13 protein-coding genes are annotated in these 14380 nt (G+C 39.9%); 7 read left to right on the forward strand and 6 right to left on the reverse strand.

Features of this window, described 5'->3' with window-relative positions:
- Positions 1-3 precede the first annotated feature (3 nt).
- Entirely contained in the window at positions 4-414 is a 411-nt protein-coding gene (locus EV194_RS07280; RefSeq protein WP_132433379.1) for a secondary thiamine-phosphate synthase enzyme YjbQ, read from the reverse strand.
- Between the two features lie 427 nt (positions 415-841).
- On the opposite strand from EV194_RS07280, the gene EV194_RS07285 reads away from it, so the two are divergent.
- From EV194_RS07285 to EV194_RS07310, 6 genes are read left to right on the forward strand one after another with little or no spacing between them, the layout of a single operon-like run.
- Positions 842-1456: an SIS domain-containing protein gene (locus EV194_RS07285; protein ID WP_132433380.1), complete on the forward strand. Its 615-nt coding sequence runs from the start codon at positions 842-844 to the stop codon at positions 1454-1456.
- 7 nt (positions 1457-1463) lie between these two features.
- Positions 1464-2990 (forward strand): phosphohexomutase domain-containing protein, encoded by a 1527-nt coding sequence (locus EV194_RS07290; protein WP_132433381.1) that lies wholly within the window; start codon positions 1464-1466, stop codon positions 2988-2990.
- 4 nt (positions 2991-2994) lie between these two features.
- Positions 2995-3537 (forward strand): isochorismatase family protein, encoded by a 543-nt coding sequence (locus EV194_RS07295; RefSeq protein WP_132433382.1) that lies wholly within the window; start codon positions 2995-2997, stop codon positions 3535-3537.
- An 8-nt stretch (positions 3538-3545) separates the two neighbouring features.
- Entirely contained in the window at positions 3546-4493 is a 948-nt protein-coding gene (locus EV194_RS07300; protein WP_132433383.1) for a carbohydrate kinase family protein, read from the forward strand.
- Between the two features lies 1 nt (position 4494).
- On the forward strand, positions 4495-4800 hold the full coding sequence (locus EV194_RS07305; protein ID WP_132433384.1) for a LapA family protein: 306 nt from the start codon (positions 4495-4497) through the stop codon (positions 4798-4800).
- On the forward strand, positions 4784-5413 hold the full coding sequence (locus EV194_RS07310; protein WP_165921821.1) for a WbqC family protein: 630 nt from the start codon (positions 4784-4786) through the stop codon (positions 5411-5413). Before EV194_RS07305 ends, EV194_RS07310 begins: the two co-directional genes overlap by 17 nt.
- On the opposite strand, the gene EV194_RS07315 is transcribed toward EV194_RS07310, so the two are convergent.
- On the reverse strand, positions 5400-5822 hold the full coding sequence (locus tag EV194_RS07315) for an NUDIX domain-containing protein (RefSeq protein WP_132433386.1): 423 nt from the start codon (positions 5820-5822) through the stop codon (positions 5400-5402). The genes EV194_RS07310 and EV194_RS07315 overlap by 14 nt on opposite strands.
- A 3-nt stretch (positions 5823-5825) precedes the next feature.
- Positions 5826-6599 carry a C40 family peptidase gene (locus EV194_RS07320; protein WP_132433387.1) on the reverse strand — a complete coding sequence of 258 codons (774 nt, stop codon included), beginning with the start codon at positions 6597-6599 and terminating at the stop codon, positions 5826-5828.
- A gap of 682 nt (positions 6600-7281) precedes the next feature.
- Between EV194_RS07320 and EV194_RS07325 the strand changes: the two genes are divergently transcribed.
- Positions 7282-9414 carry an HD family phosphohydrolase gene (locus EV194_RS07325; RefSeq protein WP_132433388.1) on the forward strand — a complete coding sequence of 711 codons (2133 nt, stop codon included), beginning with the start codon at positions 7282-7284 and terminating at the stop codon, positions 9412-9414.
- 311 nt (positions 9415-9725) lie between these two features.
- Here EV194_RS07325 and EV194_RS07330 read toward each other — a convergent pair whose 3' ends face one another.
- The 3 genes from EV194_RS07330 to ileS all read right to left on the reverse strand — a co-directional run bounded on the left by EV194_RS07330 (position 9726) and on the right by ileS (position 14355).
- The gene (locus EV194_RS07330) at positions 9726-10346 is read right to left on the reverse strand and encodes a lipoprotein signal peptidase (RefSeq protein WP_207915936.1); all 621 of its coding nucleotides are present in this window, start codon (positions 10344-10346) and stop codon (positions 9726-9728) included.
- 176 nt (positions 10347-10522) lie between these two features.
- Positions 10523-10900 (reverse strand): TraR/DksA family transcriptional regulator, encoded by a 378-nt coding sequence (locus tag EV194_RS07335; protein WP_132433389.1) that lies wholly within the window; start codon positions 10898-10900, stop codon positions 10523-10525.
- A 29-nt stretch (positions 10901-10929) separates the two neighbouring features.
- On the reverse strand, positions 10930-14355 hold the full coding sequence (ileS, locus tag EV194_RS07340; RefSeq protein WP_132433390.1) for an isoleucine--tRNA ligase: 3426 nt from the start codon (positions 14353-14355) through the stop codon (positions 10930-10932).
- Positions 14356-14380 lie beyond the last annotated feature (25 nt).

A 14380-nucleotide genomic window follows, 5' to 3' on the forward strand; every position in this document is an offset into this window, starting at 1 on the left:
ACACTAGCTATAAACCGTTAGAACCAATTTTCGCGGACCGCCATAATTTCTGAATTCGCATAAATATATGCCCTGCCACATACCTAAAGCCATTCGTCCATTGGCAATGGGAATGGTGAGGGATTGACCCACAAGCGAGGATTTAACATGCGCAGGCATGTCATCCGACCCTTCCATATTGTGTTTGTAATCTGAATGACTTTCAGGCACTACCTTATTCATAATGGTTTCGAAATCCTCACGAACGGTGGGATCCACATTTTCATTCAATGATAGTCCGGCGGAAGTGTGCTGAATAAAAATATTGACCATCCCTGCCTCCGGCAAGTGTCCCAGCTCCGATTCAATATATTTGGTAACAAGATGAAATCCCCGACTAAACTCAGGTAGTTTAATAAAACGCTGTTCAATCATACAAAAGATTTGAGATTTTCTACTTCATTAAAAAATTACCTCCTTCAAATATAAATAATTACCGTATATATTTTGAAGAATTTGCAATTAAAAAAGAATAGTTCAGAAACATCTGTGGTAATTATTACTCTCGTACAACCACATATCCTGTTGTGATATTGCAAATTACAACCATTTTCAACAATTGCTCAATCTTTGGGTTAGATGCTCATGTATGTTTCTCCCTATTTTTTTGATACATTTGTAATTCACATTTAACTGATGTTGAAAAATATTCTATTAAGAATATTACAAAAATGTTTTTCTGATATCAACAAAAGTTCATCAATCAGGAATCCCAGAATAAAAATACGTATTACGTATTTTTTATTTACAGCATCACAAAAAGCACATACAGATTAATAACAAAGGAAAAGATTAAGGGACTATGATAAACCAGGTAAGAGAATTACTTGAAGCCGAAGCCGAAGCCATAAAAAAAATCCCCGTTACCAACAATTTTGAAGAAGCAGTCAACCTGCTTTATCAGCAAATACACGAAAAAGGAGGTAAACTGATTACATCAGGAATGGGTAAAGCAGGCCAAATAGCCATCAATATGGCAACCACCTTCAGCAGTACGGGTACACCGGCAGTTTTTCTTCACCCATCCGAAGCACAGCATGGAGATTTGGGAATTGTGCAAAAGAATGACATCATGCTGCTTATTTCCAACTCAGGAAAAACGAGGGAAATTGTTGAATTAATAGATCTTGCAAAAGGCCTTCGTCCCGATATTAAATTCATCGTCATCTCTGGAAATCCTGATTCGTTATTGGCGCAGGCAGCCAATGTCAGTATATTTACCGGCAATCCAAAGGAGGTCTGTGCGTTGGGATTAACACCTACTACATCCACTACCACCATGACTGTGATTGGAGATATACTGGTTGTTTTGCTGATGAAGAAAATTGGATTCAACAATCATGAGTATTCTTTGCGTCATCACGGCGGATACCTGGGTGATAAATCGAGAAAAGCAGCCAACTTAGAAAAAAAATAACAACATTATGAGCAACTTTGATTGGAAAAAACTTCAGAATGGCTCCGACATCAGGGGAATTGCCCTAGAAGGTGTTCAGAATGAAGCAGTGAACCTGACGCCTGAAGTGGTGGCGCGCCTTGGTGAAGCCTTTGCGGCATGGTTAAATGAAAATCATCCAACTTCAGAGCAAACCAGAATCGCTGTTGGAATGGATTCCAGATTATCCGGACCAAGGCTCAGCAAAGCATTGACAGACCAACTTTCAAAATGTGGTATTGAAGTATTTGATGTTGGACTGGCATCTACTCCGGCCATGTTTATGAGCACGGTAATGGGAGAAGAGCCCATGCATGGTGCCATTATGCTTACAGCAAGCCATTTGCCATACAATCGCAACGGACTAAAATTCTTTACACCAAAAGGTGGTCTGGAAAAAGAAGACATCACCAAGATTCTGGAGTATGCCTCCGGATTACAAGAGTTTAAGTCTGATGGCAAAGGGAGTGTAAAAAGTTGCTATTTCATGGAAAAATACGCGGCTCACTTTGTGGATTTAATCAGAACAAAAGTGAATCATCCCGACCATTACGACGAGCCTTTAAAAGGATTGAAAATAGTCGTTGATGCAGGCAACGGAGCCGGCGGATTTTATGCCACCAAAGTACTTAAACCTCTCGGTGCTGATATTTCCGAAAGCCAATATCTTGAGCCCGACGGACGTTTCCCAAATCATATACCGAATCCCGAGGATGACCTGGCAATGGCTTCCATCATCAGAAAAGTAAAGCAAGTCAATGCAGATTTGGGTGTCATTTTTGATACCGATGTGGACAGAGCTGCTCTAGTTAGCCACACCGGCTCTCCCATCAACCGCAACAGCCTGATAGCTTTAATTTCAGCTGTGGTTTTGGATGAACATCCAAAAACCACCATCGTAACAGACTCCATCACTTCAAATGGTCTTGAATGGTTTATTAAAGAGCATCTAAAAGGAAAGCATAAAAGATATATGCGCGGATATAAAAATGTGATCAACGAAGCCATCCGTTTAAACAACGATGGCGAACCTTGTTGGTTAGCCATTGAAACTTCCGGACATGCAGCGCTTAAAGAAAACCATTTTATGGATGACGGCGCTTATCTTGTAACCAAGCTCATCATAAAAATGGCTCAGCTCCGAAAAACCGGAAAAAACCTCACATCTCTTATTGACGCGATGCCGATTCCCGCGGAATCGGCAGAAATCAGAATCGGAATCAACTCACCTGAGTTTAAAGAATATGGGGAAAAAGTGATTATGAACCTGGGACTTCTGGCCGGAAGTAAACAAGGATGGGACATTGCCCCCGATAATTTTGAAGGTGTAAGAATCAATTGTGACATTCCCGGGCAAAAAGGCTGGTTTTTGCTTCGCTTGTCGCTGCACGATCCGGTTATCCCTTTAAATATCGAATCGGAAGTTGAGGGTGGATTAATTCGGATAAAGGAAGCGCTCATGGAGTTTTTTAAAGAATATGAGAAACTTGATTTAAGCGGATTTAAGAACATTTAGAGACATGAGAATAGAAAAGGAACAATCTATAGCAGTGGTTATTGATGTGCAGGAGCGGCTTTTTCCACACATTCATGATAACGAAAAATTGGCCAAAAATCTAGAGAACTTAATTGAAGGATTAAAAATCCTTCAAGTACCCATAAAAGTGACAGAGCAATACAAAAAAGGCTTAGGTGAAACCATCCATGCCATTGCCGGTTTACTCGCAGAATACAAATACGTTGAAAAAACTGCTTTTAGCTGTTGTGATGAGCCGGCTTTTTTATCAGATATAGAAAAGAAACCTGCAAAATTCGTCATTCTGGCAGGTATCGAATCACATATTTGCGTACTTCAAACGGCATTAGACCTGAAAGCCAACGGCTTTCAGCCTGTAGTGGTAGAAGATTGTGTTGCATCGCGTAATCCTGAGAACAAACGCATTGCCATCAATCGCATGCTTCAGGAAGGAATCACCGTAACCAGTTACGAGTCGCTGCTCTTTGAATTGTGTCGCGTGGCAGGAACTGACCAATTCAAAGCCATATCAAAACTTGTTAAGTAAGAGGTTTTATGCGGCACATCTATGGAATAGGAGAAGCCCTGCTTGATGTTATTTTCAAAAACAATCAACCCGTTGGGGCTACCGCAGGTGGCAGTACTCTCAACGCCATTGTTTCTTTGGGTCGAATGGGCTACAATCCAAGTTTTGTCAGTGAAATTGGAAACGATCGCATTGGCGATCTGATTGACAATTTCCTACTGGAGAATGGTGTCTCAGACACCTTTCTTTTCAGACGCGAGGGAAACCGCTCTCCTCTGGCTTTGGCATTCCTCAATCAAAACAACGATGCAGAATATGAAATATTCAAGGACTACTCCTCGCAATCGCTCAGTGGAAAAATGCCCGAGTTCAAGGAGAATGACATCGTGCTTTTTGGTTCATTTTTTTCAATTAACCCTTCATTACGTCCACAGTTGATTAAATATCTGAAGGCTGGGAAAGATAAAGGTGCCATTATTGTTTACGATCCGAACTACAGAAATCACCATTCGCATAAAACAGACAAGCTGATTACAGTAATTGAAGAAAATTTTTCGTTGGCTGACATTGTTCGTGGCAGCGATGAGGACTTCAAGAACATTTACGGTACAGAGGATTTGATAGAGATTTCTGATAGGATTAGAAGACTTTGCAATAATGTTGTTATTACAGCAAACTCACATGGAGTTCATCTATTTGGAAACAAAATTGACAAATGGTATGAAGTGCTAAAAATTGACCCGGTAAGTACAATCGGTGCCGGAGATAATTTCAATGCCGGACTCGTACATGGCCTTCTCAAGCAGAACATATCAATCAACAACATTCATTCAATCACAGAGGATCAATGGGATGAGATAATTCCCTGCGGAATTGCTTTTGCTTCTGAAGTATGCCGCTCGCTTGACAATTACATTCCGAATAACTATATTCAAAAATTGGAAACCCATATATCGGAAATTAAAAACAAACAATAAGATGCGACCAAAAACAAACAACATGACTGTCCTGAAAAAGAAAATTCAATTCTCTTTCTGGGTATTTATTGCTTTTGCTATTTTGTTGGTTATTTTTTCAGTGCAAAACTCAGGCCCCATTGAAGTAAAACTTCTTTTCTGGAAGCCTAATGTATCGCTGGCCATATTACTTATCGGGACATTTTTAACCGGACTTATTACCGGAGCTTTGTATGCCTACAAACGTTTTTTACCCGAAAAAGGAGAATACATTGAATACAAAGAGTTACCCCCGGAAGACAAATCGAAAGTTGAAAAAGATATTTAGCACCTCCATATTTCCTCCTGTTCACTATTTTGCCCACCTGGCATCTTGTCAGGAGGCTTTTATTGAGCGATATTGTAACTATTCAAGGCAAACTTATCGCAATCGGTATGTTATACTCGGTGCAAATGGTGTTCTGCCATTAACCATTCCGATAGTGAAAAAGTCTGGCACAAAAATGTGCACCAAGGATGTTGAGATAGATTATGACACACCATGGAACCAGATTCACTGGAAATCCATTGAGGCAGCTTACAACTCTTCTCCCTACTACATCTATTACAAAGATGATATTGAGCCAATATTTACAAAAAAATGGAAGTACCTGCTCGATATGAACCATTATGCTTTGGAAGTTGCTATGGAATGCAGCAGTGTTACTGCAAAAATCAGTTATACAAAGGAGTGGCAAAGAGATTATCAATACCCGGACTTTCGTGACTCCATACAACCTAAAAAAAGCTTCTCATTTGATGAGAGCTTCAGGCCGGAATCTTATCGACAGGTTTTTGCACTCAACCAACCGTTTATACCAAATCTGAGTATTCTTGATCTGATCTTTAACAAAGGTCCAGAGTCTCTGATTGTACTAGAGAAGAGCATTAAAGCAGATTAAGTGCATCCTGAATAATGACTGAATGATCAAAAGCCAGTTCAGGGAGTTCATCAGTTCGGAACCATGCTGCATCATGCGCATCATCTCCTGCATTAAGTTCAACTTCGACTTTGGTCACAGCCAAATAGGCAATGGTAATGGTATGTCCGCGGGGATCGCGGTTAGGTTTTCCATAAGCTCCAATCTGCTTAACCTTTACACCGGAAAGGCCGGTTTCTTCTTCCAGTTCCCGAAGCGCAGTATCCGTCAGATCTTCGTTTTCGTCAACAAACCCACCGGGAAGTGCCCACAAACCTTTAAAAGGCTCAAACTTTCTTTTTATCAGCAATACTTTTGATTGATCTTTTCCGACCGAAAAAACGACAACATCACAAGTTACAGAAGGACGCGGATAATTATAGGTATACATATTTTATTCCATGATTCTTTTAATAACACGCAAATGGTGAGTATATTTTTGCAATTCACGGTTAAATATTCCCTGATGATCCAAATGATCTAACCGGACCTCACCACTGGCATGCAAAATACGCCCTTGCCCCAAACAAATCCCAACATGGGTAATCTCACCTTCAGGATTATCAAAAAAAGCAAGATCTCCTGCTCTGGCCTCTTCTACGAAACTAACCATGGTGCCATGTTCAATTTGCTGCGAAGCATTGCGGGGTAATCGCTTTCCCATTATTTTAAAAACGACCTGAGATAAACCTGAACAGTCGATGCCAAATATATTTCTCCCACCCCACAAATAGGAAGTATTTAAAAATCCTTTTGCAATTTCTTCAAGATCTGGAGTACGATCAGGAACAGTACTTTGGCAATAAAATTCCTTATGACCAATTACAAAAGAGTTCCGATCCTCCCCATTAAATACGATCCTGCTACCTGCCGAAATTAATTGAACTGATTTCTCTGGCTCACGAATCAACTTGAACATGGGTGTAGGTATTATCACTCCGGGAGCTGATAACCACAACTCTATTTCTTTGTCCCGGACAGGATAATACATTCGCTCATCAATCCAGCCTTCATATCCGTCAAATTCAGTTTTGATTTTAACCCAACCATCCATTCTTTCAACTACGTAAAATACCTCACCAAACAACAACTGGGTTTCAAGTTCAGATTTTTCGGAAGGCTCACGCCTTACCGAAAGCACACTATATGGACAAATCGAACCACTCATATCACGCTTCTGTTTATATTAAAGGGGGTGCAACAATTTTATGCTGCTTAAAAAAATAAACCGAAAGATAATTAAAAGAATGATTGGAAATAAAAATAATCTCAAAAAATATTATTATCAACTGATGTTCGGTAAAATAAGAATTAATACAAAAACTTGGGTTTAGATTCCTTTCCGCAAGGCAGAATTCGAAATGACAGCTGTTTAGGTTTAAATTGAATGGGGTTCGTAACGGCAAAACCGTTACGAACCCCATTCAAAGCAAAAAATCACAAAAGTTTTGTCATTTCGACCAAAAGGAGAAATCCCGAAAACTTTCCAAGAAACCAATGATTCTCTTTAAAAACAAAAAAGTCACATGTCATGTTATATCCATAGATTGGAAAAAATGCTTAGATTAGCATTATAATAAGGATGGTTACTATTATTGGCATTTCAGATTCAATGCCGTTTAGTTAAGGCATTTTTCCTTCCCGCTCCCCTTAATCCCCGTTCGGCTGAGCTCACGTCTAAGCCAAGGGGGGAATCCTTACGCGCGGGTTGGCATCCCCTTGGGGAATAAAAGGATGAGCGCAGGCGAACATAATTTTTCATTAACTAAACGACATTGATTTCAGAATATGCTTCATCAATAGATCATCCTAAACAATTATTATCTAAATCCTGATTAATTGATTTTAACATGATTGATACCATAAAAAAATATTCCAAAGCAATCAACCGTATACTGCTATTTATAGCCGCCATTTTACTTGTTATATATATATTTCCCCGACAAGGAAAATTTCGTTATGAATATACACACGGGCGCCCTTGGACTCATGAGACTTTAATTGCACCGTTTGATTTTCCAATACACAAATCTCAGGCAGAATTACGTGCTGAACGGGAGAATGCTCTTCATAATTTCAGACCTTATTTTAATTATGAGCCATCTATTTCGGGACAAATGATCCAGTTTTTTGAGGAAACTTATGTCAGTCAACTTCCCACCCTGCTTTCAACATACCCTTTCTTAACCAACAGGTTAAGAAACAATGATTCAAAAACAGTTTATAACCAGGTACAAGAGCTTATTCATCAAAAACTAATCAGTATATATAACACAGGCCTCATATCTCTTCCTGAAGAGTATGAAGAGTTACCGGAATCAACTGTCATTATGGTGGTACGTAATAATTTTGCCGAACCATACGAAATAGGAGAGTTTTTTAACTATCAGAGTGCCTATCTGGAGCTTTCCACGATTATTTTTGACATCATTGATAAAAACAGTAATGTATCACAGGATCAGGCTGATAATTTAATCAGCAATCTGCAACTCAACAGATATTTGGAGGCAAATATCCGTTTTGAACCTGAGCGAACTGAACAGGAACGTCAAAACATTCTTAGGAACATCAGTCTGACCAGCGGGATTGTACTGGCCGGGCAGCGCATCATTGAAACAGGGGAGTTAATTTCCGAAGAGACCGGAAGAATACTTGACTCTCTTAGACTGGAATATGAAACAAGCCTGGGAAGGGGCACTAGTCACTACTTTATTCTTGCAGGTCAAGCAACCATCATTGTTCTGCTGTTTGTTGTTATATTCCTTTTCCTGTACTATTTTAGGACAGATGTATATAACAACCTGTTGTCAGTCCTTTTTCTTCTCATGATGGTGTCATCAATGATCCTGTTGGCAAGTATTTCACATCGCACTGACAATTTCCCTATATATGTTATCCCGTTTGCAATTTTACCAATAATTGTAAGGATATTTTTTGATTCACGGCTCGCATTCTTTATACATGTAACCACGGTATTGCTTGCTGCATTTTATGTGAGTAACAGCTTTGAATTTGTAATATTACAAATACCCGCAGGGCTAACAGCCATGTTCAGTTTGTTCCGTATGGTACGACGCTCCCAACTTGTACGAGCTGCCATTTTGGTTTTCCTTTCATATTCACTGTTCTACACCGGATTATCACTATGGCAGGAGGGTGATTTTCTACAAATTAATTACAATACCTACTTCTATTTTTTGGCAAATGGAGTGTTGCTGTTAATGATTTATCCACTGATTTACATCTTTGAGAAATTATTTGGATTCTTATCGGATGTAACTCTGGTGGAGCTTGCAGACACCAACCACCCAGTGCTCAGGCGACTGGCTGAAAAAGCTCCCGGCACATTCCAACACTCCATTCAGGTAGGGAATCTTGCACAGGAGGCCGTTTACAAAATCGGAGGAAACCCACTACTTGTAAGAGCCGGTGCTATGTATCATGATATTGGCAAACTTTGGTCGCCAATATATTTTACTGAAAATCAGTCATCAGGCATGAATCCACATGACAACATGCCTTACGATGAAAGTGCGCAGTTAGTTATTCATCATATTGAAAACGGGGTGAAAATGGCGCAAAAGGAAAAACTGCCTCGTCAAATCATTGATTTTATCACCACCCACCAGGGAACAATGAAAACCAAATATTTTTACAACTCGTATGTGAATCAAAATCCTGGAGAAGACCCGGATGTAAGTCTCTTCACCTATCCCGGGCCAACGCCATTTACCAAAGAAACAGCGGTTTTAATGATGGCCGATTCGGTTGAGGCTGCCTCCAGAAGTCTTAAAAATTATTCGGATGATGAGATTGATCGGTTGGTGGAAAACATCATTAACGACCAGATTGCAGAAAACCAGTTTATTGACGCACCCATCACTTTTAAAGAAATTACAGAAGTAAAAGAAGTTTTTAAGCAAAAGCTTAAAAACATTTATCATGCAAGGGTTGAATATCCGAAATTAAAAAAAGGGAAATAGGTATAGAAATCTGTTGATTACCTATTCAACTGATAGAAAACCTAAAAAAACATATCCATGACCGAACGTTTAAAAATTTGGGATTATAGATCCACAGGAGCATGAATTTAATTGGCAAACACGTTTTTATGACCATGTAATACGTGACGAAAAATCATTTCAAAACATCTCTAATTACATTGTAAATAACCCTCAAAAATGGGATCAGGATAGATTATGCAAAAAATAGGGGTGCGATACACAAAAAATCCATGTCCCTTTAATGAAAGAGGATATCTTATCTCCTATTTAAGTCACCTTCATGGTTTTAATTACAAGGTTCCTTCGGGAAAGAATCTCTTTTGGAAAATCAAGATGATAAAAATCCCAACAGTAATGGCCGAATCAGCAATATTGAAAACGGGACGAAAAAAGATAAATTCGTTACCTCCAACAAATGGTAACCATTGTGGATAGGTACCAGTAAGCAGTGGAAAATAGAACATATCAACCACCTTTCCGTGTAAAAAGGGAGCATACCCACCACTTTCAGGCAAGAATGTAGCAACACGGCCATAACTTGCATCAAATATCATCCCGTAAAATGCACTGTCGATGATATTACCCAATGCACCGGCAAAAACAAGACTAACACTCACAATCAAGCCTGTATGCGCATCTTTTTTGGTGAGATTATACAGATACCAACCAATGGCAGTAACAGCTACAATACGAAAAATACTAAGTATAATTTTACCATACTCACCAGCGAGCTCCATTCCAAATGCCATACCATTATTCTCCACAAAGTGGATAATAAACCACTCGAAAATACGATACTCTTGTCCGAGCATCATGTTGGTTTTAATCCAAATCTTCAGAACCTGATCAATAATAAGGATTACACCGATGATAATAAGTGACAATTTCAATTTACTGATATCAACCTTCATCCATTCAAATTTTTAATATCGCCTGTGCCATGCGATAAAATTGATAATATTTTACCACTCAATATTTATGCCGTTCATAGCCCCTACCCAAAAAACAAATGGTGACACACGATATCTGTTTACCGCTGCCACCAGTAATTTTATGAATCTGTTTACGCGTAAATATCAGAGTTGAATTACTTCTGATTGCGCTTTGCATCAATACTTAACGTAGCATGTGGAACAGCTCGTAACCTCTCTTTAGGTATTAACTTTCCTGTTTCGCGACAAACTCCATAGGTTTTATTCTCGATGCGAACCAAAGCAGCCTGTAAGTGCTGAATAAACTTTTGCTGACGCTGAGCAAGTTTACCTGCCTCCTCCTTTGAGAGAACAGCTGCACCTTCTTCCAATACTTTAAAAGTAGGAGATGTATCCTGAGTATCATTTCCGTCCTCAAGAGTAATGGTGTTTTTCAACAACTCATAATCTTTTTTGGCTTTATCAAGTTTTTTAAGAATGATTTCCTTAAATTCCTGAAGCTCTTCTTCCGAATATCTGGTTCTTTCGCTCATAATATATTCTGTTTTTGGGTCGGTAAAACTTAGTTCTTTTGTATATAAATAGATGTCTGGATTTCGTTATCCACTTCTACGGTAACAGCTGTTGATTCGTTACATTTTTCCACAAGGTTAATGGCTGTGGCTAATGTTTGGGAACCAATGTATTCACGATGCTTTTCAACCGCCTTTTCAACCAGTTCGTTACGCTCAATGGTAAGATTGATTTTATCTGTTACATCAAGACCACTGTCTTTTCGTAAATTCTGAATTCTGTTTATCAACTCCCGGGCTATTCCCTCCAGTTTTAACTCTTCAGAAATGGTGATATCCAGTGCAACCGTGATTTTACCTTCATTCATCACCAACCATCCGGGAATATCTTCACTTAAAATTTCAACATCTTCGAGTTGAATATTAATGGTTTCGCCATTAATATCGATGGCAAAACTTCCCTCCTGCTCAAATCTGTTGATGTCATTAGCGCTCATGGAGTTAACAGCAGCTGCAATTCCTTTCATGAGTTTGCTGTATTTCGGACCCAGTACTTTAAAATTTGGCTTTATTTTTTTTACCAAAACGCCGCTGCTGTCCTTAAGATATTCCATCTCTTTTACATTAACCTCAGCTAAAATCAGATTTTCAACGGCAGCAATCTGCTTTTCAAAAGCATCGTTTAAAACCGGAATCATGATTTTTTGCAGTGGTTGACGAACTTTTATGCTCACCTTTCGCCTTAACGCCAATACCATAGATGAAATCTGTTGTGCATACGCCATTCTCTCTTCGAGTTGGCTATTGATCAGTTTCTCATCAAACTCAGGCATTAAAACCAAATGCACCGACGGATCTTTGTGTTTTCCTGTAACGGAATTAAGATTGCTGAAAAGTTGCTCCATATAAAAGGGAGCAATAGGAGCACTCAAAACTGCTACAGTTTCAAGGCAGTGAAGCAGCGTCTGGTAAGCTGCCAGTTTATCCTGGTCAAACTCTCCACCCCAAAAGCGTTTCCGGTTTAATCGCACGTACCAGTTACTGAGATTTTCAGTAACAAACTCCTGAATCGCTCTTCCTGCACGGGTGGGCTCATAACTTTCATAAGCTGCCATAACTTCCTTGATAAGACTATTAAGCAGTGAGATCACCCAACGGTCAATTTCAGGGCGTTGCTCAACCGGCACTTCCGGTTCTGTTCCTTTAAAGCCATCTACATTGGCATAAAGTGAAAAGAATGAGTATGTATTATATAGCGTTCCGAAGAACTTGCGTTTAACCTCATCTACTCCCCCAACATCAAATTTGATATTATCCCAAGGTTGAGAATTGGTAAGAAGATACCAACGTAATGGATCGGAACCATACTCTTCGATGATTTTGAAAGGCTCAACAGCATTCCCAAGTCGTTTGGACATTTTGTTTCCATTCTTATCCAAAACCAGTCCGTTGGAAATGATATTTTTAAAAGCTACTGAATCGAATAGCATGGTTGACAAGGCATGCAGAGTAAAAAACCACCCCCTGGTCTGGTCAACACCTTCGGCAATAAAATCTGCCGGAAACGGCAGATTTTCCTTATTCTCAAACGGATAATGCATTTGAGCATAGGGCATGGCTCCTGAATCGAACCAAACATCTATCAGGTCAGTCTCACGATGCATTGGCTTTCCATCATCCGAAACCAAAATAATATCATCCACAAAAGGACGATGCAAGTCAATTTTATCGTAATTCTCCTGACTGAAATCACCCACTTTAAATCCTTCAAAAGGATTGGAACTCATGACACCAGCCTTAACCGCTTTTTCAATTTCGCTAATGAGCTGCTCTACAGAACCAATGCAAATTTCTGATGAACCATCTTCTGAACGCCAAATTGGAAGAGGGGTTCCCCAATACCGCGAGCGACTCAGATTCCAATCTACCAAATTTTCGAGCCACTTGCCAAACCGGCCGGTTCCCGTACTTTCAGGTTTCCAGTTAATGGTATTGTTTAGCTCAATCATGCGGTCGCGCACTGCTGTTGTTTTAATGAACCAACTATCCAGCGGATAGTAAAGAACCGGTTTATCGGTTCGCCAACAGTGTGGGTAGTTGTGCTCATATTTCTCCACCCGAAAAGCTTTATTCTCTTTCTTCAGCATCACAGACAGGTCAATGTCGAGCGTTGGGTCGTCATCGGTGAGTTTATCGTCGTAGGCATTTTTTACAAACCTACCGGCATACTCACCATAAGTATCAATGTTTACATTGCTTTTTACAAAAGAGGGATCCAAATCTTTAATCAGGAAAAATTTACCGGAGCGGTCAACCATAGGTTGACGCTTCCCTTCCCTGTCGATTAAAATAAGTGGAACGATTCCTGATTGTTTAGCCACCCGATCGTCATCAGCACCAAAAGTAGGCGCGATGTGTACAATTCCGGTACCATCGCTGGTGGTTACATAATCTCCAATGATGACGCGAAAAGCATCTCCATCGGGTTTTATCCATGGAATGAGTTGCTCATAGCGGATGCCGTTGAGCTGTTGACCTGTATATTCGCCTATTATTTGAAACGGAATTTTCTTATCTCCGGGTTTGTAATCCTCCAGTTTTAAATCAGCATTTTTCTCACTGAAATATGCACCAAACAGATCTTTAGCAAGAATAACGTTGATCGGCTCACCTGTGTATGCATTAAAAGTTTTTACCTGGACGTAGGTAATATTTGATCCCACCGCCAGAGCCGTGTTAGATGGCAACGTCCATGGAGTGGTGGTCCATGCCAGAAAATGAACTTCATCAGCATTCTCAAACAGAAACTCCGAATCGCTGTTACGAACAATTTTAAACTGAGCAGTACAGGAAGTGTCCTTAACATCGCGATAACAACCCGGCTGATTCAGCTCGTGCGTGCTCAAGCCGGTTCCGGCAGCCGGTGAATATGGCTGAATGGTATATCCTTTATATAAAAATCCTTTCTGGTGGAGTTCCTTGAGCATCCACCATAGTGTTTCGATGTAGCGGTTGTCATATGTGATGTAAGGATTATCCATATCGACCCAGTATCCCATTTTATGGGTCAGGTCTTCCCACATGTCTGTATATTTCATTACATCTTTGCGGCAAGCCTTATTGTAATCGGCCACCGAGATGTTTTTTCCAATGTCCTCTTTGGTAATTCCCAGGGCTTTTTCAACACCAAGTTCTACAGGCAAACCGTGGGTATCCCACCCTGCTTTACGATGTACCTGAAATCCTTTTTGAGTTTTATAACGGCATACCACATCCTTAATGGCTCTGGAAATGACGTGATGAATACCGGGCATTCCGTTGGCCGATGGCGGCCCTTCATAGAATATGAAAGCCGGATGACCTTCACGCAGTTCAAGGCTTTTTTCAAATGTTTTTTGCTCTTCCCAGTGTTGTAACACATCTTTGTTAATCTGAGAGAGATTAAGTCCTTTATATTCAGGAAATTTATTACTCATTTTCTATGCCGTTTTATGCTTGCTC

The organism is Natronoflexus pectinivorans (genome assembly GCF_004345615.1).
GTDB lineage: Bacteria > Bacteroidota > Bacteroidia > Bacteroidales > Marinilabiliaceae > Natronoflexus > Natronoflexus pectinivorans.